Origin of the sequence: uncultured Mailhella sp. (genome assembly GCF_944324995.1) — a bacterium.
Taxonomy (GTDB): Bacteria; Desulfobacterota; Desulfovibrionia; order Desulfovibrionales; family Desulfovibrionaceae; genus Mailhella.
Genome location: NZ_CALUYL010000005.1, coordinates 1 through 19049, shown reverse-complemented (window position 1 = coordinate 19049; position 19049 = coordinate 1). Strand labels below are relative to the sequence as shown.

The 19049-nt window shown below is 62.3% G+C and carries 13 protein-coding genes; 5 read left to right on the top strand and 8 right to left on the bottom strand.

Annotated elements, in window-relative coordinates:
- The first annotated feature begins 180 nt into the window (after positions 1-180).
- The 5 genes from Q0K02_RS03720 to miaA all read left to right on the top strand — a co-directional run bounded on the left by Q0K02_RS03720 (position 181) and on the right by miaA (position 6158).
- Positions 181-1647 (top strand): SLC13 family permease, encoded by a 1467-nt coding sequence (locus Q0K02_RS03720; protein ID WP_294485198.1) that lies wholly within the window; start codon positions 181-183, stop codon positions 1645-1647.
- Positions 1648-2308: 661 nt separating this feature from the next.
- Positions 2309-3922 carry an MBL fold metallo-hydrolase gene (locus tag Q0K02_RS03715; RefSeq protein ID WP_294485195.1) on the top strand — a complete coding sequence of 538 codons (1614 nt, stop codon included), beginning with the start codon at positions 2309-2311 and terminating at the stop codon, positions 3920-3922.
- A 186-nt stretch (positions 3923-4108) separates the two neighbouring features.
- Positions 4109-4669, top strand: coding sequence for a 16S rRNA (guanine(966)-N(2))-methyltransferase RsmD (gene rsmD, locus Q0K02_RS03710; RefSeq protein WP_294485193.1), 561 nt, complete (start codon positions 4109-4111; stop codon positions 4667-4669).
- Positions 4651-5226: a pantetheine-phosphate adenylyltransferase gene (coaD, locus tag Q0K02_RS03705; protein WP_294485191.1), complete on the top strand. Its 576-nt coding sequence runs from the start codon at positions 4651-4653 to the stop codon at positions 5224-5226. Before rsmD ends, coaD begins: the two co-directional genes overlap by 19 nt.
- A complete protein-coding gene (gene miaA, locus Q0K02_RS03700; protein ID WP_294485189.1) occupies positions 5223-6158 on the top strand; it encodes a tRNA (adenosine(37)-N6)-dimethylallyltransferase MiaA in 936 nt (311 codons plus the stop codon). The genes coaD and miaA overlap by 4 nt, the downstream gene beginning before the upstream one ends.
- A gap of 692 nt (positions 6159-6850) precedes the next feature.
- Here the strand turns inward: miaA and Q0K02_RS03695 are convergent.
- The 8 genes from Q0K02_RS03695 to Q0K02_RS03660 form a co-directional block, all read right to left on the bottom strand.
- On the bottom strand, positions 6851-10186 hold the full coding sequence (locus tag Q0K02_RS03695) for an autotransporter outer membrane beta-barrel domain-containing protein (protein WP_294485188.1): 3336 nt from the start codon (positions 10184-10186) through the stop codon (positions 6851-6853).
- Positions 10187-10300: 114 nt separating this feature from the next.
- Positions 10301-11638 (bottom strand): radical SAM protein, encoded by a 1338-nt coding sequence (locus tag Q0K02_RS03690; protein WP_294485187.1) that lies wholly within the window; start codon positions 11636-11638, stop codon positions 10301-10303.
- Between the two features lie 362 nt (positions 11639-12000).
- Complete coding sequence (locus tag Q0K02_RS03685; RefSeq protein ID WP_294485185.1) at positions 12001-12210, bottom strand: serine acetyltransferase; 210 nt, start codon at positions 12208-12210, stop codon at positions 12001-12003.
- A 119-nt stretch (positions 12211-12329) separates the two neighbouring features.
- The gene (locus Q0K02_RS03680) at positions 12330-13307 is read right to left on the bottom strand and encodes an AEC family transporter (protein ID WP_294485184.1); all 978 of its coding nucleotides are present in this window, start codon (positions 13305-13307) and stop codon (positions 12330-12332) included.
- Positions 13308-13352: 45 nt separating this feature from the next.
- The gene (locus Q0K02_RS03675) at positions 13353-14597 is read right to left on the bottom strand and encodes an MFS transporter (RefSeq protein ID WP_294485182.1); all 1245 of its coding nucleotides are present in this window, start codon (positions 14595-14597) and stop codon (positions 13353-13355) included.
- A gap of 625 nt (positions 14598-15222) precedes the next feature.
- The gene (gene feoB, locus Q0K02_RS03670) at positions 15223-17538 is read right to left on the bottom strand and encodes a ferrous iron transport protein B (RefSeq protein ID WP_294485180.1); all 2316 of its coding nucleotides are present in this window, start codon (positions 17536-17538) and stop codon (positions 15223-15225) included.
- 8 nt (positions 17539-17546) lie between these two features.
- Positions 17547-17780, bottom strand: coding sequence for a FeoA family protein (locus Q0K02_RS03665; RefSeq protein WP_294485178.1), 234 nt, complete (start codon positions 17778-17780; stop codon positions 17547-17549).
- 1078 nt (positions 17781-18858) lie between these two features.
- A partial coding sequence (locus Q0K02_RS03660; protein WP_294485176.1) for a hypothetical protein occupies positions 18859-19049 on the bottom strand: 191 nt, incomplete at its 5' end.

Here is a 19049-nt window from a genome sequence, read left to right as displayed (position 1 = left end):
TCTTGAAAAGGCCGGGCGTTCGTCGTATCCATGAAGGATGGAAGAGCGGAAGCCGAAAAGGCCCGCCCTCCGCCTGAACCCGCCGCAAACAGGCTGCGCACGCCGAAAACGCGCGGCAAGCTCTCCGGAAACGGCGCGTTCGCCTTTCGCCTTCACGCCTTGTTACGTTCGGGAGCTTTCATGTCCCAACCTCATTCCACGTCTGCGGGATTCGGAAAAGCGAATCTTTCCTATCTGTTCCATTCCCTCGTCTGCCTTGCCGTCATGTTCGGCGTGAGGCTGCTGCCCCCGTCCCCTCCGCTCACGGCGCAGGGCATGGCGCTCATCAGCATTTTCCTCGGCGTGCTGTACGGCTGGATATTCATAGAAATCATCTGGCCCAGCATCGCCGGCATGCTGGCGCTCGCGCTCATCGGCGGCCTTCCCCCGCAGCAGGTGCTCGCCCAGAGCTTCGGCAGTCCCACCGTGGTCATGATGTTCTTCATCTTCGTGTTCTGCGCGGCCATCAATCACTACGGGCTCTCCAAACAGATTTCCCTGTGGGTGATTACCCGGAAATTCGCGGCCGGAAGACCCTGGCTGTTCACCTACCTGTTTTTTCTGTCCGTCATGCTGCTCGGCGGACTCACCAGCGCCTCGCCCGCCATTCTCATCGGCTGGAGCATCCTGTACGGCATCTGCGACGTGTGCGGCTATCGCAAAGGCGACGCCTACCCCAAAATGATGGTCTTCGGCGTGGTGTACGCCGCGCTGGTCGGCATGTCGCTCATTCCCTTCAAGCAGCTGGCCCTCACGGTCATGGGCACCTACGAAAGCATTTCCGGAACCCACATCGCCTACGCCGGATACATGGCGACGTCGCTCGTCATCTGCCTGCTGTGTTCCCTGCTGTTTCTGCTCTTCGGCCGCTGCGTTCTGCGGCCGGATGTTTCCGCTCTGAAGAACTTCAACGCCGCGGCCCTCGGCAACGGCGACGAAATCACGTTTTCCGGCAGTCAGAAAACCGTTCTCGGTTTTCTGTGCGCCCTGGTCGTGCTGCTGCTCATTCCGGCGTTTCTCCCGGAAGACTTGCTTCTCGTCAGGCTGCTCAAAGGCATCGGCAATACGGGAATCTGCATGCTCGTCATTGCGGTCATGGCCGCCATGAGAATAAACGGCAGGCCCTTTCTTCCCTTCCGCGACATGGCCGGAGGCGTGGCCTGGGGCATCATTTTCATTCTTGCGCTGGTGCAGCCTCTTTCCGCCGCCATGGCCGCGCCCGAAAGCGGCATCACGCCCTTTTTCATGAGCCTGCTCCAGCCCGTCTTCGGCTCCGGCTCCCCCATGTTCTTCGTGGTCTGCATGGGCGCGCTCGCCCTCTGCCTCTGCCAGTTCATCAACAACGGCGCCGTGGGCGCCATGCTCATGCCCGTCATTTTCAGCTACTGCTCCAACAACGGCATCAATCCGATTCCCGCGGTGGTCATGGTGGTCATGAGCGTGCATCTGGCCTTCCTCACCCCGGCCGCCAGCTCCAGCGCCGCACTGCTGCACGGCAATGAATGGATCACCAGCCGGGACATCCTGAAAATGGTTCCTCCGATCATGGTAGTTTCCTGGCTCATCATGTGCGCCTCGGTGCTGACGCTCTCCGCCGTCTTTTTCTGAGGCGCGGCCGAGTTTTCTCGCCGACCGGGGAGGGGACGCACCCGCCTGTCGGGGGGCGTCGGAGGGAGAGCATGCTCCGGAATGTGGAAGGCGAGACCTCATGCCGATCGAAATCCGCGACGAACCGCCGCGCCGAAAACTGCCCCGCAGTCAGCGCTGAAAGTCGCGCCGAAATCCGCATCGCCGTCAGCGCCGGGAAGGGGGCGGAATCCTGTTTCGCGCCGCCACGGCTTTTTCGCCTCCGCCGAGCCTTCATTTCGCTGCGCCTTTCCCCCATCCCCGCGTCATCCCGCCGTTGCGCGCCCTGCGCAGGCACTCCATTGCGCTCCCCACCGCGAACAAACACACCGCCGCGCTCCCCACCCGCACAGGCCGTCGAGCAGGCACACCTCCGCGCCCCGTTCCATTTCGGCGCTCATGGCCCCGGGCTGACGGAAAAGTCGAGGCCGAAAACGGGGTTAGCCGCGTCCCGCTCCCAGTCCCCGCAGCGTTCCTCCGCGTTTTTTCCGCCGCCCGCTCCCTCTTTTTTCCGCTTCTGTATAACGGAGCACAACTAACGCAATACCGCGATTTTTTCTTTTCCTCCGCCCACATTCCTTGCGAAAACAATGAAAAACTTCTATACTCCCATCTTACGGAACCCTATTCCAGGAGTCGTGTTATGAAAATCACCTTTCTGGGGGCCGCCCAGACCGTTACCGGTTCCTGCTACGTCATAGAAACCGGCTCGTCCCGCTTTGCCGTGGACTGCGGCATGTTCCAGGGCAATTCCGCCATTGAAGAGCGAAACTTTCAGACGGACGCCTATCGCCCCGAAAACCTGGATTTCATTCTGCTCACCCACGCCCACATCGATCACTCGGGTCTTTTGCCCCGCATGGTCAAAAAGGGCTTCAAGGGCAGCATCTACTGCACGCGGCCCACGGCCGAGCTCGCCTCCATCATGCTCGAAGACAGCGCCCACATTCAGGAAATGGACCATGAATGGAAAAGCCGTCACGACAAGCGGCGCGGCGCTTCCGAAGTCGCCGGCGGCGAGCCCCTCTACGAAACCGAAGACGCCCTCGCCACCGCCAAGCTTCTGCATCCCGTGAACTTCGACGACACCATCCTTCCCGCGCCGGGCGTGAAGGTCGTCTTCCGCCACGCGGGCCACATCCTCGGCGCGGCCTTTCTGGAACTCACCGTCGAGGAAGAGGGCAAATCCACCCGCATCGTCTTTTCCGGCGACCTCGGCCGCCCCGGAGCCCTGCTCCTGCCCGACGCCGAAAAGCCCGACACTCCCGACTGGCTCTTTGTGGAATCCACCTACGGCGACCGCGATCACAAGGGCGAAGACGACACCCTCGAAGAACTCGCCGAAGCCGTCAACTACAGTTTCAGCCATCACGAAAAGGTCATCATTCCGGCCTTTGCCGTGGAACGCACGCAGGAAATCCTCTACAGCCTGCTCATCCTGAAAAAGCAGAACCGTCTGCCCGAACCCATGCCCATCTTCGTGGACAGCCCGCTGGCGTCCAAGGCCACGCGGGTGTTCATGAATTACGCCGATCATCTGCGCACTCCCGAGTTCACCGTCGAAGACTTCAAGGCCACTCCCGACGGCCTCGTGCGCTTCACCCAGAGCGCGCAGGAATCCCAGAAGCTCAACACCATGGAAGGCCCGGCCATCATTCTTTCCGCAAGCGGCATGTGCAACGCGGGCCGCATACGCCATCACCTCAAGCACAACCTGTGGAAGGAAGGCGTCAGCATCGTGTTCGTGGGCTATCAGGCCATGGGCACCCCCGGAAGAAAGCTCGTGGACGGCGCAAAATCGCTGCGCCTCTTCGGCGAAGACGTGGCCGTGGCCGCAAGAATATTCACCATCAACGGCTTCTCCGCCCACGCCGGACAAAGCCAGCTCCTCGAATGGATAGGAAGCATGGCTCGTCCGGGCATGAACATCGCGCTGGTTCACGGCGAACCCAAGGCCCAGGAAATCCTTGCCGGACTCATCAAGGATCGCTTCGGCATCACGGCGCGCATTCCCGAATACCTCGAGGAAGCCACCATCGAGGGCGCGGTGCGCACCGAAATCCACATGCCGAGCCCCTCGCGCGCCAAGCCCCGCGTGGACTGGAACTTCCTGGCCGGAGAGCTCGAACAGCGCGTCGCCCAGGTGCGCGAACGTCTCGCCCACGTGGACGAAATTCCCTGGGAAGAGCAGACCGAACTGCGCGACCGCCTCGTGGAAATCGAACGCGAACTCGTGCTCTTCCTCTCTCAGCTCTGATCCCGGTTCCGGGCTCCGAACCCGTGCGGAGCCCTCTTGTCAGAGCGGCGCTCAAGCGTTACCTTTGCAGCTCCCGCGGCCCCGAAACGGTCGTCGCGGGAGCTTTTCGCGCTTCGTTGTCAAAACCTTCATCCCGGATGCCTTCCGGCGGCGCGCCTCAGGCTCGCCTTACTCAGGAAACCTTTCATGCGAATCATTGCCGGCGCCTGTCGCGGACGCACTCTCCACACCGTTACCGGACCGGGCTACAGACCCGCCATGGGAAGAGTGCGCGAATCCCTGTTTTCCATGCTCGAAGCCCGCGGCGTCGTGTGGGGTGCCGTGCGCGTGCTCGACGTGTTCGCGGGCAGCGGCAGCCTCGGCTTCGAGGCGCTCAGCCGCGGCGCGCGCTTTGCCGACTTCATTGAAAAAGATCACAAAGCCGCCGAATGCCTGCGGAAAAACGCCGCCAACCTCGGCCTCGCCGATCGCTGCGCCATCCATGAAGAAGACGCTTTGCGCGTGACCGCCCGCCGTCCTGCGGAACCCTGTCAGCTCATCTGCATCGATCCGCCCTACGGCGCCGATCTCTTCAAGCCCGCCCTCAAGAACATCATCCGTCAGGGCTGGCTCGCCGACGACGGCTTCCTCGTCGCCGAAGTCGAAAAAGGTCTCCCCCTCAGGGCCGACGCGCAGTACAATCTGCGCCTTGAGGCCGAACGCTTGTACGGCAACACAAGGATTCTGGTATGGGTGAAGAACGTATAGCCATTTATCCCGGCACCTTTGATCCGCTTACCAACGGACACGAATGCATCATACGCCGCGGCCTCGAACTCTTCGATACCGTCATCGTCGCCGTGGCCAAGGATTGCGGCAAGCATCCGCTCTTCACTCTCGAAGAGCGCGTGGACATCGTGAAGGAAGTCTTTGCCGGCATCCCCGGCGTGAAGGTCATGCCCTTCGCCGGTCTGCTCGTGGATTTCGCCGCCAGCGTGGGAGCCAAGGCCATTCTGCGCGGCCTGCGCGCCGTTTCCGACTTCGACTACGAATTCCAGATGGCTCTCATGAACCGCAAGCTGCAGCACGACGTGCAGACCATATTCCTCATGTCCGACCTGCGCTGGATGTACATAAGTTCCACCAATATCCGCAACGTGGCCTCCCTCGGCGGCGACGTGCGCTGCCTCGTGCCCCCCACCGTGATTCCGCGCCTGCGCCGCGCCTACGGCCTGCCCGAATCCTGGCCCGCGTCCGTGCCCTGCGCCGGCCCTAATCCCGAAGACGACGACCTTTTTGAATGCCCCGGAGACGATCGCGCATGACCCCTGCGCCCCGCATTCTCTGCCTGGTCGGCCCCACGGGCTCCGGCAAAACCGCCGCCGCCCTGCACCTTGCCGCCATGCTCGAACGCTGCGGACTTCCCGCCGCCGTCATCAATGCCGACTCCCGCCAGGTGTACCGCGATTTTCCCATCATCACGGCCCAGCCCTCGGAAGAGGAAAAACAGGTCTGCCCTCATAAGCTCTACGGCTGGCTGGAAACCACAAAAAAAATCTCCGCCGGACAGTGGGCCGACCTCGCCGACGCCGCCATCCGCGAAACCCTCGCCGAAGGCCGCCTTCCCATCCTTGTGGGCGGCACGGGCTTCTACCTGCGCGCCCTGCTCGACGGCATAGCCGCCATTCCCGCCGCAGACCCGGAAGTGACGAAACGCCTCACCCGGGAATGCGAAACCCTGGGAGCCCCGGCCCTCCACGCGCGCCTCGCGTCCATAGATCCCGACTACGCCGCAAAAATCCACCCCAACGACAGCCAGCGCAACGTCCGCGCCCTCGAAGTCTGGGAAAGCACCGGAAAAACCTTTTCCTGGTGGCACGCCCAAACCCCTCCCCCCGCCAAATGGCAGACCCTCCGCCTGGGCATAGGCCTCCCCCTTCCCGAACTTACCCCCTTCCTCGAAAAACGCATCAAAATCATGATCCGTAACGGAGCCCTCGAAGAGGCCGAAACCGCCCTCAAGGCCTGCCCCGATACCTCCGCCCCCGGCTGGACCGGCATAGGCTGCGCCGAAACCGCCGCCTACCTCACCGGCTCCCTCTCCCTCGACCAGTGCGTCGAACTCTGGACCCGCAATACCCGCGCCTACGCTAAACGCCAGTGGACCTGGTTCCGCGCCGATAAACGCATCCTCTGGTTCCGTCCCTCCCAAAACGAAGACCTTACCCCCGTCGTCAAAACCTTCCTCAATATCTGAGAGAAAGGCAGGAAAGGACGGGATCGGCAAGAGCCTCCGGGGCGCTGCCCCGGACCCCGGCGGGGGAAATAATTCCCCGACAAAGTCGGGACAAGCCCCCCGCGCCCCCCTGATTCCGCCGACGGCTGCGCCGTTCGGCGGGGCGGGAGCGTGCATGCAGAGCGCGTTGCCGAAAACGAACGGAAGTTCGGAAGAGGAAAAGGCAAAGAATGCGAGGCCTGGAAGTGCTTGGCGGGCGCGGTTCGGTCTGCGGACGCAGTGCAGGTGTGTCCTGTCGGACCCACCTGCGGTGGCCGACTCCTGTCCGGCCTTCGCCGGACAGTCGTGAGTAAGGAAGGGATTTTCAGATTTTTTTGGGGGAACACTGAGGGCAGTGCCCAAAGGTAAAACGGAAAACGCTCTCTCAACGCTCGGGGGAATGTGAGCCACGCCCAGCCGAATACGTCTATGCCGAAAGGCGTTCCAGATGTTGGGGGAGGGGTACGCGCGTGCCGATAATGACTGCGCCTCATTTCAATGGTTTTTCTCCCTTTTCGTTTCTCTCATTTCCGCTTTCCTTTCACTACGTTGTCTCATCCCCTTAAAAATTAAAAAGTTTTGAAAGGAGGGATGGGGGCGCGGGGGAAGGGAGGGATAAATTTTCAAAATTTTCCCTCCCTTCCCCCGCATTCTCTCCCATCATCCATCTTCCTTTAAAACTTCCATCCCAAGGTAAGGCCTGCGTTGACGGCGGAGGCGTGGGGGCGGAAGAGTTCGCCGCCGAGGTTCATCTGGAGGGAGAAATTATCTTTGGCGGTGAGGGTGAGGCTTGACTGGAGCACCATGGCGTCGCGGCCGGTGAGGGAGGTATCGGAAGCAAAGCCGAAGGTTCCGTAGTCCCGGAAGGAGGCGCGGGAGGAGAGGGCGTCGTCGGCCAGTTCGTGCTTCCAGCCCGCCATGAAGTCGAGGCCGAGGGTGGAGCCGTTGGCGGTGGCGGTGTTCCATGCCATGTGTGCGCCCAGGGTGAGGGGCACGGAGTGGAAGGCGTCGCTTTCAAGGTGCAGGCGCGAGGCCGAGGAGCCGCGTTCCGAAATGCCGGGGCGGCGCAAGGCGTTCCATTCGAGGAAGGCGAGGGGGCCAGCGGCAAGAGTGCCTGCGTTCGTGTGCCACGTCCAGTCCTTGCCTGCACCGATGAGGGAGCCGAAGGCAAAGCCGGTCCAGTCGCTTTCGTTGTGGGCGGCGTAGGGGCCGATGAGGACGTTTCGCTTCATGTCGCCGTCTTCCACGCCTGCGCGGGCCTGAGCGGTGAGGTAGAAGCCGTTCCAGAACTCAGGGGCGTAGAGGCCCTGAACGCCGATGAGAAAATCGCGGGTTTCGGCCGTGGCGCTGTGGCTGCCGCCGGTAAAGGTGCGGCGCGCGCCTGCTGCAATGTGTGCGCCCAGAGTGAGGCCGGAATCAGAACGGCGGTCGAGGCCCGCCATGAGGCCCGCGCCGGTGCTGTTCCAGCTCGAAAGTCCGCTGCGGCCGCTCTGCCAGGAGCCGGAGCCGTAGGGCGCGGCCCAGAGCGTCCAGTGTTCCGCGTCGGGGGAGTCCGGCAGAATGCCCGCGCGGCGGGCGGTTTCGGCGGCGGTCATGTGCCGGAAGAGGAGCGAGCTGAACTCGCTCACCTGGTTCAGGGAGGCGCGGGCGGCGTTGTCGTAGGCTTCCGGGCCGAGGGCGTTCAGGCCGCGGGTTACGCCGGAGCCGTCCGGCGCTGACCAGTCCAGCGCGGCGAGAAGGTTTTGCATGTCGCCTTCGGCCACGCCGGAAATGCCCCAGAGCGCATTGCCGAGGGAGCGTGCGCCCGCGTTTTCGGCATAGCGGCTGTAGGCGTCGCGGTCACGGGAAGCGGTCATGGTGAATTCGGGGGCGAAGCTCAGGGAAAAATCAAGCGTGGGGGAAGTATTTTCCACCACGGCGTTAGCAAAGTCGCCGGAAATTTGTTCGGCCTCCACGGGGGATTCCGGGCGGATGACGGCGCCTGCGGCGTAGAATTCCGGCATGGGGCGCAGGGCCCAGGTACCGGCAAGATCGGCGGAGTTCGCTTCAATGCCGTTCACCTTGCCGGAGGCGGAAACGAGGGTTTCAAGCACGGCGTTTTCGCCGTTCACGAAGCTTGAGGTCAGGTGAGCGGACTTGCCGGATTCATCCACGCCGTAGAGAGCGAGGCGGCCGGAGTTTTTAAGAGAGTATGCGTTCACCGTGCCGGTGACGGCAAGGCGTCCGGCGTCGAGGTTCATGTTGATGCTTTTTGCGCCGTTGACGGAGCCTAAGAGCGTCATGTCGAAGTTGCTGTCGGGAGTACCGGCGGTTCCGTCGGCATTGGCGGCATGGCCGAAGGTGAGGGCGGTGTGAAGATCGCCTCTGTCGCCCGTATACTGAATGGCGTTGTTATTCGGGTCCCATTCGGAAACGATGTCGCCGATGACCTGCGCGCCGGAAAGAATATTGATGTCCTTGACCAGCGCGTTTTCGGAAATGAAGATGGAGGCATCCGATCCGGCGAGAAGACCGCTCACGTCGAAGCGGGAAACGAGCGGACCGTCGAGGTTCAGGGGAAAGCCGGAAAGATCCGTGTTTTTGCTGTCGGCAATTGATATGTCCATGCTGTTGTTCCATATCCATGAGCCGCGATATTCCGGGTCGTTGCCGTTTGCGTTGTTGCCGAAGTCGAAGCGTGCAGCAATGCCTCCCTTGCCGAGGGCGGTAATATCGCCGCGGCTTATGACGGTCTGATTTTTGCCGTAGGCCACAAGAAGCCCCGTGCCCCAGGAGCCGTCGGCCGCAATGCGCACGCCGGGGGCTATGGTGAGGTTGTTGGCGCTGCCGTCCACGCGGATGCCGGTGCCCGCCGTGCCGCAGGCGAGAAGGTCGGCGGCCTGAACAATGGTGTTGTTCTTGCCGTAAACGTGCAGGCCCACGCCGAGCCTGGCCGTGTTCGGCACGCCGTTCAGGTAGGCGGTGCCTTCGGCGTTTCTGGCAAAGTAGCCGTTTTGATTCACGATGGTTGCGCCGTCGCCGTACACGGAGAAGCCGTAGTAGTTCTTGCGGTCGAAGTTGTAGCCTATGTCCTGAAGCGCGGCCAGTTCCGCTTCCATGAAGGTGGTGTAGTTGCGGTAGTACTGGTGGCTCATGAGACTGTGCTCAAGCTCGATGTGCGAAAGATTGGGGATGTTGCCCTCATAGCCTTCGATGAGCAGGCCGTTGCCTTCCCCCAGCACTTCGGAAACGTGCTTGCCGTAGAAGCGTACGCCGCTGTTTGTTAAGTCGCCTACGACGAATTTCGGTTCTTCCACGCTGTCGGCCTCGCTTTCCGAAACCACGTTCATGCCCGGCTGGAGCCGGTTGCCGTACTGGTCCACGAGGTGCGAGTCCCATACGGAAATTTGATTTACGGGGCCGGCGTAGCTGTGATCCGGGGCTATAGTGGCAATGCCGAGGGCGTGCCCAAGTTCATGATACAGCACGGCGGTGAAGTCGTACTTGTCTGTCAGGGGGACAGGAGAAAGATGATCGGCAATGGAGAAATCCAGAGTGCCGATCTCGATGATTGCCTCGTAGTCCATGTCCGTGCCGTCGACGATGCTGCCCTGAACCCCGGTGGGAACGATGGGAAGATCGGATAAGTTAGGAGAGGAGAAGGCGCTGGCGTTCTCGTAGTCGACAGTACCGATGGTGAGGTGGAGGGGCGAGGTGTTGCGACTTGACGTGCCGAGCATATCGGCCCAGAGGCGGACGGCCTCGACGGCGCTGTTTTTCTGTTTTTCGGAGAGCGTCCAGGTGGAGGTGCTGGAGGTGCCGTCCGTGTACATGACATACAGTTCTCCCTGGTCGAAGAAGTCCAGCTCGAACAGGGGCGAGCCGTCGGCTTTGTAAACATAGCGTGACTCATACGCCTGCGCCGCGCCGGAAGGGAAGAGAGAAGAGATGCCGCACGCCATGGCGAGAACCGAGGCCAGGGCAAGGTTCGAGGACAATCTGCCGAAGCGGGAAAGAAGAGAAGCAAACATGGAAGAAGGAAAAGCTGTTGAAGGTTGGACGCATGCAGCAAAGGCCATGCCGCATGGTTTCGGAAGGAGAGTCCGAAAAAAGGCGGGGCCCCGTTGTGGAGTCCCGCCTGTGCATCAGTGTTCGTCGTGGGAAGTATCGTCGCTTTCGCCGTGAGCGTCTTCCCCGTCGTGCTCGTGGGGAGCCTCGTCGCCCATGTAGGGATTGAAGTAGCCGAACTTCAGGTTCGGGCAGTATTTTCTGAGCCTTTTGCGGAAGTTCACGAGTCCCACCGAGGGGCCGAAGGTGATGCCTTCCATGAGCTTCATGTACAGTTCCGGATCAATGTTCAGATTGCGCAGCTGAATGAAGCTCACGCCGCAGGTGTTGATGAGTTCCACGAGAGCCTCGATTTCCTCTTCGCAGTCGGTGATGCCCGGGAAGTAGAGCAGGTTCAGCGACACGAACACGCCGCGGCTCGACGCTTCGGTGATGGAACGGCGCACATCGGCGAAGGTGAAGCTGCGCGGACGGTAGTAGCGCAGATACACCTCGTCGCGGGCGCTGTTCATGCTCACGCGCAGGGAGGTGAGTCCGGCGTCGGCGAGCCTGGCGACTTCGTCGGGCATGGAGGCGTTGGAATTCAGATTGATGGTGCCGTGACCGCCTTCGGCGCGGAATCTCTTCACCACTTCAAGCAGCAGCGGGGCCTCGGTGAGGGGTTCGCCTTCGCAGCCCTGGCCGAAGGAGAAGATGGGATGTTCCTCGTTTTTCATGTGATGGAACATCATTTCGAGGATTTCGTCGGCCGTGGGGGTGAAGGTGAGGCGATCCTGCGGGGTGGCGCAGATGGTGGAATCCTCATTCTTGTGCGAAATGCAGCCCACGCAGCGGGCGTTGCACACGCGCGAGGTGGGAATGGGCGCTTCGTAGCGGCCGATGGCGAGATTCTTGGCCGCGGGGCAGCCGTATTTCAGCACGCAGTTCTGCATGAGGTGCTGAATGAAGCGGTTGTGCGGATACTTCGCCATGAGTTCCTTTGCCGCCTTGTTGATCTTCTTCTGCGGAATGCCGGTAAAGATCTGGCGCGGGTCTTCATCGACCTTTTTAGCGCACACGTAGAAGCGGTCGCCGATCATGCCCACGGCGGCGTAGGCGAAGAGGGGCAGGGTGGGGGCGTCGTCGTCGGTGACGTACACGGGGTGCCCCGTGAGGGTGTGCGCGGGCGCGATGAAGGCGGCCACGGCGAGTTCTTCGACTTCCACGGTGTCGCCGGTTTCGGGATCAAGACCGGCGGCGTGACGGCCGGGCAGCAGAAAGAGCTCGCTTTCGGGAGGCAGGGGCATGAGTTCGTCGGGACGCGGCAGCGTCCATTCGTTGCCCTTGCGGCAGAGCATGAGCAGATCGGGATCGTCGTATATCTGGCCCTTGTCGTCGGCCAGGAGCATGCGGGGACGGGGATGAGATGTGGCCATGATGATTCTTTGCGGCGCAGCGGCCTGTGAAATGGTGACGCCGTATCGGCGACGGAAAATCCGGCGTCCGGCCGGAACGGGAAAGGTGTGCGCGCCCTCGTGCGACGACGGGGCCGGGCGTGCGTCGCCCCGCGGAGGCGGAAGACGTCCGGACTGTTCTTCCTGCGGAGCGTGGCAGCCTCTCAGGCTCGGCGGATCCGGCACCGGGGTGCCGTCTGTTTTCCCTGCGGAGCGTGACAGCCTCGCGGGCATGCGGCAGCCTTGTGCCTTCGACTTCGGTTCGCCGGAGGAGGTTTCGGCCCGCCCGGCGGGAGCGGACGCGTTCCCGGTTCGCTCGGCGTCGAAATCGTCCGGGCGCGGGCTCAGTTGCCGTGTTCCTCACCGAGGAAGCGGTTCCAGAGCCGGATGGCGGCTCCCTGCGACACGGCCCACTGCGTCAGCGCGCAGCCGCACGGGCACACGACCCGCCACAGTTCATGGCGTCGGCCGGCGGGCAGGCATGATTCCAGTTTTTGTTCCCGGCTCCCGCAGGTGGAGCAGGGAAGTATGGGCGGCAGGTATTGATCCGGCATGAAGACCTCCTTCTTCCTGCTGAAAAACGGCAACGATTCCGCCGCATTGAGCAGGGTGCGCGGAAACTGGCGGAGAGCATGATAACCTTCTCGCCCTTGTTAAGCAAGGGCGGCGGAGGTCAGACGAGTCCTGCGAACTGCATGGCGAGCATGACGAGCGGCAGCGAGACCAGCGAAAGAATGGTGGAGGCGATGACCGTCATGGACGATTCGGTGGGGCAGGCGTGGTAGCGTTCGCCGAGAATGTACACCATGGTTCCGGTGGGCATGCCTGCGGTGAAGGTGCCCACGGCCACGGCGATGGGAGAGCAGCCGGCGAGAATCAGCACGAGGCAGGTGAAGAGCGGCTGAAGCAGAAGCTTTGCCACGCAGATCAGGGTGAGGTTCTTTTTGCTGAAGGATTCGGCGTTGTCGCCGGCGCCGTAGGAGCCGGAGAGCTGGGCGGAGAGCACCATGCCCATGCCGAACAGGGCGCAGGGGGAGGCGGTGGAGCCGAGCATCTGGGTGATGTTCAGAATGGACTTGGGCAGGGGCAGACCGGAAAATCCGACGCACGCGCCGAGAACGGCGGCCACGATCATGGGGTTGTGGATGACTTCGCCGAGGAGTTTCTTTCCGAGGCCGCGGCGATCGTTGCCGCTGGAGGAGGCAAGGATGTCGAGGGTGCCGTCGGCCACGAGGAAGACGCCGGTGTAGAGCAGGGCGCCGAGCATGCCGACGGTGGCGGCGGGTTCGTTGTCGGGGAAGACCATGAAGATGAAGGGCAGGCCGAAGAAGGCCGCGTTGGGGAACACGGCGGCAAGGGTGCGTATGGTGGTTTCGGGCCTGTGGGAGCGCCAGAAGCCCGAGAAGAAGAGATAGGCGAGCAGATAGCAGACGAAGGAGGCGGCGAGGAAGGACCAGATGAAGGTGGAGGCTTCTCCGGTCATGGGAATGGAGCACATCTGGGTGAAGATGAGGGCGGGCAGGCCGATCCAGTACACGAACTGATTGAGGCAGAGCGCCATGGTGGGCGCGAGAATGCGGCGACGTTCGGCGAAGAGACCGAGAAGCATGATGCCGAACACGGTGACGAGGGCGGAAAAGATGCCGTTCATGGGAAGCTGATCCTTGAGGCTGGCCGCGGGGCGGCCGGGAAGAGGTTACATGTGGGCGAGGGTTTGCGCGAGGCTGTGTCTGACGGCGCGCAGATGTCGCAGGAACAGGATCACGGCCGCGCCGATGACGATGGCGCAGAAGAGCATGGTGACGGGCGCGCCCACGCCGTCGGCCATGGCGCCGAAGGCGAGTTCGCCGGCGGGGCCGAGACCTGAGGTAAACATGACGTAGAGGCTGAGCACGCGACTGCGGCAGTCGTCGGAGCTGGTGAGCTGGCAGAGGGTGTTCACGCTGACGTTGGTGGTGGTGATGCCGAAGCCGATGAAGAAGGCGGCGATGAGGGAGAGCCAGAGGGTTTCGGAGAAGCTGAAGACGGCGAGGGCGACGGCGGTGACGGCGGCGGTGCGGGCGAGGGTGCCGGGAATGTGCCTCGGCACGACGTAGATGGACACGATGATGCCGCCGGTGAACGCGCCTGCGCCCACGGCGCCGAAGAGCCATCCGAGGGTTTGCGAGCCTCCGCCGAGCACGACGGTGGAGAACATGGGGAAGAGCACGCTGTAGCACATGCAGAAGATGCTGAACACGAAGAGCAGGCGGAAGATGTGATTGAGAAAATATTCGCTCTGCACGTGCCTGAGTCCCTCGACGATTTCGCTGAACATGTTTTTGCCGGCGTGGGAGCCGACGCGTTCGCGCAGGCGGACGCGGAAGGCGAGCAGGAAGATGAGGGGCAGATAGGTGAAGGCGGAAACGAGGAAGCAGACGCCCTCGCCGCAGAGATAGATGACGAAGCCCGCGAGAGAGGGGCCTACGAGCTTGCTGATGTTGAAGGCCATGGAATTGAGGGCGATGGCGCTTTTGACGGCGGCCTGATCGGTCACCATGAGCGAGACGGAGGACTGTCTTGCGGTCATGTCGAAGGAGCCGATGACGCCGAGGCAGAGGCTGAGGGCGACGAGCAGCGGATAGTTGACGATGCCCGAGAAGGTGCAGAAGGTGAGAATGGCGGCCTCGATCATGCTGAGGGCCTGGGTGACCATGAGGGCCTTTCGCAGGTCGTGATGCTCCAGGAATGCGCCGGCCACGAGGCCGAGCACAAGGATGGGGGCGAGGCTGACGAATTCGACGATGCTGAGCAGAAACGCGGACTGCGTGAGCCGGAAGACGAGCCAGCTCATGGCGAGGCGCTGCATCCAGAGGCCGAGCATGGATATGGTCTGGCCGATGATGAAGAAGAAAAACGCTCTGTGCGCGAGGGCGGGAAAGAGCTGATAGATGTTGCGCATGAAGACCTCTTGGACGATGCGTGCATTTAGGAAGCGGGATTTTTTTAATTGGGGTGCAAAAAATCTAACGAAATTTGCGCAAAAGGGAAAGATGGGTGGGAGAGGGCTTCCGGGGCGGGGAGGGATGCGAAGGATGATACGGCTCGGAACGGAAGACGGAGCGCCGGGCATGGAGGGGCCGGGCGCGGCGCGTCTGCCCCGGCTGCCGCACCTGCTGAGGAGCGTGGGGAACGCGTTCGGCGCGCAGGTTCGGAAGCGGGGGAAGCCAGGAGCTGCCCCAAAAGCCGGGGAAAAAGCGGAAGGCGCGGCGCGGATTCAGGTGCAGGGCATTTCGGCGGCGGGCGGATTGAGTCGCAGAGCGAACGGATGGCGGCACAGGCGAGTCCGGCTCGGCAATTTCGGCGCAGGTAATTTCGGCGCGGGGGGAACGCAGGGGCTTGAGCGCCGGGGATTGAGCGCGGTAGATTTCGGTACGAGGGATTGAATGGGATTGCGGGGAGCACGGAAATTTGAGCGCGGGGGACTGGTCGCAGGACGCAGAAAACCTCGGAGGATCGGGGATCCTCCGAGGTTCAGCGCGCCGCGGGGCGCGTTCAAGTGTTTGCGTTGCGGAAGGGAGCGGGCGTCAGCCCCAGATCATGCGTCCGACCAAGGTTCCCGCCCAGGCCACGAGGTAGGCCACGCCGGTGTTGAACGCCATGCTGAAGAAGAGCCATCTCCAGCCGCCCGCCTCATTCTTGAGCACCACGAGGGTGACGAAGCAGGGCGAGTAGATGAGCACGAAGAGCATGAGCGCGAGGGCCACGGTCTTGGACCAGCCGGGATCGGCGGCCAGACGGGCGGAAAGGGAATCGGGTTCGTCGGGATCGGTTTCGCCGATGGAGTAGGCCGTGCCCATGGTGGAGAGAATGGCTTCCTTGGCGGCCACGCCGGAAATGAGGGCCACGTCGGTGCGCCAGTCGAAGCCGAGGGGCCGGAACACGGGTTCCACGAACTGGCCGATGCGGCCGCCCCAGGTGTTGCGCACGGTTTCGGAAGCCAGCGCGTTTTCGGTTTCGGACTTCTGTTCCTCAAGGGCCGCCTTCTGCTCCGTGGCGTCGGCAAGGGCCCGGCTCATGGCGGCATCGGCGGGCGCGCCTTCAAGCTGCTGCTTCAGCGCGGCGATCTGCTCGTCGAGGGGCGCGATTTGAGCTTCGAGCGCGGCGATTTTTTCTTCAAATGGCGCGGACTGCTTTTCGCTGAGCGCCGGGAAGGTGAGCGCGGCCCAGAGAATCACGGAAATGGCCAGAATGACGGTTCCCGCCTTTTTGATGTACATCCAGCCGCGTTCCCAGGTGTGGGTAAGAATGCTGCGCAGCGTGGGCAGACGGTAGGGGGGCAGTTCCATGACGAAGGGCGTGGATTCCCCGCGGAACACGGTTTTTCTCAGGAAAAGCGACACCAGCAGCGCCACGGCCCAGCCGCACAGCGTGACGGCAAACATGATGCCCGCCTGATTTTCCGCAAAAAACGCGGCCGTGAGCATGAGAAACACCGGAATTTTCGCGCCGCAGGTCATGAGGGGCAGGGTCATCATGGTGGCCATGCGTTCCTTCTCGCTGCGCATGGTGCGGGTGGCCATCACGCCGGGAATGGCGCAGCCGCCCGCAATGCCGCCCGCAATGATGAAGGGCATCACCGAAGAGCCGTGCAGTCCGAAGGCCCGCATGACGCGGTCGAGCATGTAGGCCATGCGCGCCATGTAGCCGCTGTCCTCAAGGAACGACACGATGAGAAACATGATGAGAATGAGCGGCACGAAGCTGAGCACGCCGCCCACGCCGCCGATGACGCCGTCCACCACCAGCGACTGCACGAGACCTTCCGGCAGCACGCCGGTCATGAGTTCGCCGAGCCAGCCGAAGAAGTCTTCCACCCAGCCCTGCGGATACGCGCCCACGATGAACGTGGTCCAGAACATGAAATACACCACCGCCAGCATGATGACCGGGCCGAAAATGGTGTTGGTGAGCACCTTGTCGAGCTTGTCGGTGAAGGCAAGGCGGTCTTTGGCGTTGTCCTTGCGAAGCACGCCGTCTTTGAGCACGCTGTTGATGAAACCGAAACGATAGTCGGCAATCACGGCGTCGGGCGTGGTGTCGTGCGTTGAGGAAAGGTGTGCGGCGAGCGCGTCGCGCTGCGCTTCCAGATCGCGGGCGGCGTCGGGGTCGGCCTTGCGTATCTGATCGAGCACCACTTCGTCGTTTTCCAGAATCTTGATCGCGGTCCAGCGGGCGGGGTAGCGTTCGACAAGCAGCTTCTTTTCGCTGATGAGGGCGCTCATGCGCTGAAGCGCGGGGTCCACGTCCGGGCCGTAGGCGAGCACGAGCGGCTCGCAGGGCTTCTGCGCTTTTTCCAGCGCCAGGGCGAGCGCCCTGTCGAGCCCTTCGCCGGAGCGCGCCACCGTGGGCACGGCCCGCACGCCGAAGCGCGCGGAAAGCTTTTCCAGATCAATGGCTATGCCCGCGCGCTTCGCTTCGTCCATCATGTTGCAGGCGAGCACCACGGGCTGCCCGAGTTCGCGTATCTGCACGGCGAGCATGAGGCCGCGCTCCAGCGTGGCGGAGTCGATGACGTCGATCACCGCGCGGGGGCGTTCGACGGCGTTCTCGGGGGCGAGCACGTCGCGCACCACGCGCTCTTCCATGGAATAGGGCGTGAGCGAATACGCGCCCGGCAGATCGACCAGCAGCACTTTTTGATTGCCGCAGCGCGTCCAGCCTTCCTTCTTTTCCACGGTCACGCCGGGATAGTTGCCCACGTGCTGATGCGCGCCAGTCCAGGCGTTGAAGGCCGTGGTCTTGCCGCAGTTGGGATTGCCCGCCAGCGCAATGCGCACGCCGTTCTTCTTTTCTTCTTCGGTAAGGGCGGATGCGCCGGGCACGCCTTTCTTTTCACACATGGGGCAGCTCATTTGACCTCCACGGAAACGAAGTCGGCCTCGCTGTTGCGCAGGGCGATGGTGGAACCTTCAATGCGCAGCGCCACGGGATCGCGCAGGGGAGCCTTGCCCACCACCTGCACGGACATGCCGGGCACGAGTCCCATGTCGCGGATGCGGCGTCCGAGTTCTCCGTGAGCGGTGATCTTGACTATGCTCGCCTTCTGTCCCGGCGCGAGCTGGCGGAGATTCATCTGTGACATGGCGTCCTCCTGAATAAAAATGAAATTCTTTTTCAATAAAAGTTCAAAAAAAAGATTGCGGAAATCCGAAATCGAAAAGACCGTGAATGGAGAGTCCGCCGGAAGGGCGGGGATCTGCCGGAGAGCCTGAGAGTTTTTTCTCATGGCGGATGGAACAGAAATAGTGAAATTGAAAACCGTTGTCAACTTAAAATCACAACAGGCGGGGTTCCGGGCGAAAAAGCGCTGCGGCAGGGGACAAAGCCGGGAGGCGGAAAAGCGGGGCGGCAAAAATTGCGGGGGGCGGAAAGGGCGGCGAGAGAAACGTGGAGGGGCGAAAGAAAAAGAGAGGGGGAAAAGCGGAGGGAGGAAACACCGGCGTGGGCGGGCGAAGAACAGCGACGGAAGTCGAGAGGGGGAGAGGCTGGGGAGGAACTGGCGACGGCGGAGGGAAAATGCGCCGGGGAAAGCAGGCGAGGGAGCAGAGGGAAGAGGGGGGGGAGGGAAGCCGAACCTTGAGAAGTCCTTCCGTTTGCGGGCGGGGAGACCACGGGACGCGGATGCATCGGACAGCCTGCGGGGATGTCGGCAAAAGAGAAAACATCGAAACGAAAGAGGGCGCGCACGGATGCGCAGAGATGAGGGACGGCGCAGGGAGAACACCGCGGAGTCGTGGGATGCACGGAACCTTGGAGCGGTGCGGGAAGAGCGCCGGAGCTTGGCGGAAGGCGACGAGTGGGAAAATTCCGAAGCCGGAAGTTCGGCGAGCGGATCGGCTGGCGGAATGCACGAAACTGTGGAGCGGAGAAGAGAGTGGTGGGGCTGCGGCAAGAAAAAAGGAATCCCCAGAGAGTCAACACGCCGGAGCGATATGCACCCTGCCGCGCCTTTTTTCCGCGCCCGTCCCCCAAAAATAAAAGTTTTAGGAAGGGGGATGGGGGTGCGGGGAAAGGGGGACAGCCCTTTTTCAAAAGGGTGTCACCTTTTCCCCGCAAACTTTTCCATCTCTTTTTCTTCCTCTGCCTGTCGGCGGGCGGAGCAAAAAAATCCTGACTAGTCAGGTACGGAGAGGGCGGCGCACGGAACGCAAAGACCTGCGTCAAGGGGAAGCGGATGAAGGAAAATCCAGAGACATACGCACCGCGGCGCATCCCTTGCCGCACGTTCCTTCCGCGCCCGTCCCCTCAAAAATAAAAGTTTTAGGAAGGGGGATAGGGGTGCGGGGAAAGGGGGACAGCCCTTTTTCAAAAGGGTGTCCCTCTTTCCCCGCAATCTCTTCTCTCCTCTCTC

Bases quoted from the DNA above. Each gene is read 5' to 3' on its own strand.
- Q0K02_RS03720 (WP_294485198.1), top strand. From the start codon at position 181: ATGTCCCAACCTCATTCCACGTCTGCGGGATTCGGAAAAGCGAATCTT.
- Q0K02_RS03715 (WP_294485195.1), top strand. From the start codon at position 2,309: ATGAAAATCACCTTTCTGGGGGCCGCCCAGACCGTTACCGGTTCCTGC.
- rsmD (WP_294485193.1), top strand. From the start codon at position 4,109: ATGCGAATCATTGCCGGCGCCTGTCGCGGACGCACTCTCCACACCGTT.
- coaD (WP_294485191.1), top strand. From the start codon at position 4,651: ATGGGTGAAGAACGTATAGCCATTTATCCCGGCACCTTTGATCCGCTT.
- miaA (WP_294485189.1), top strand. From the start codon at position 5,223: ATGACCCCTGCGCCCCGCATTCTCTGCCTGGTCGGCCCCACGGGCTCC.
- Q0K02_RS03695 (WP_294485188.1), bottom strand. From the start codon at position 10,186: ATGTTTGCTTCTCTTCTTTCCCGCTTCGGCAGATTGTCCTCGAACCTT.
- Q0K02_RS03690 (WP_294485187.1), bottom strand. From the start codon at position 11,638: ATGGCCACATCTCATCCCCGTCCCCGCATGCTCCTGGCCGACGACAAG.
- Q0K02_RS03685 (WP_294485185.1), bottom strand. From the start codon at position 12,210: ATGCCGGATCAATACCTGCCGCCCATACTTCCCTGCTCCACCTGCGGG.
- Q0K02_RS03680 (WP_294485184.1), bottom strand. From the start codon at position 13,307: ATGAACGGCATCTTTTCCGCCCTCGTCACCGTGTTCGGCATCATGCTT.
- Q0K02_RS03675 (WP_294485182.1), bottom strand. From the start codon at position 14,597: ATGCGCAACATCTATCAGCTCTTTCCCGCCCTCGCGCACAGAGCGTTT.
- feoB (WP_294485180.1), bottom strand. From the start codon at position 17,538: ATGTGTGAAAAGAAAGGCGTGCCCGGCGCATCCGCCCTTACCGAAGAA.
- Q0K02_RS03665 (WP_294485178.1), bottom strand. From the start codon at position 17,780: ATGTCACAGATGAATCTCCGCCAGCTCGCGCCGGGACAGAAGGCGAGC.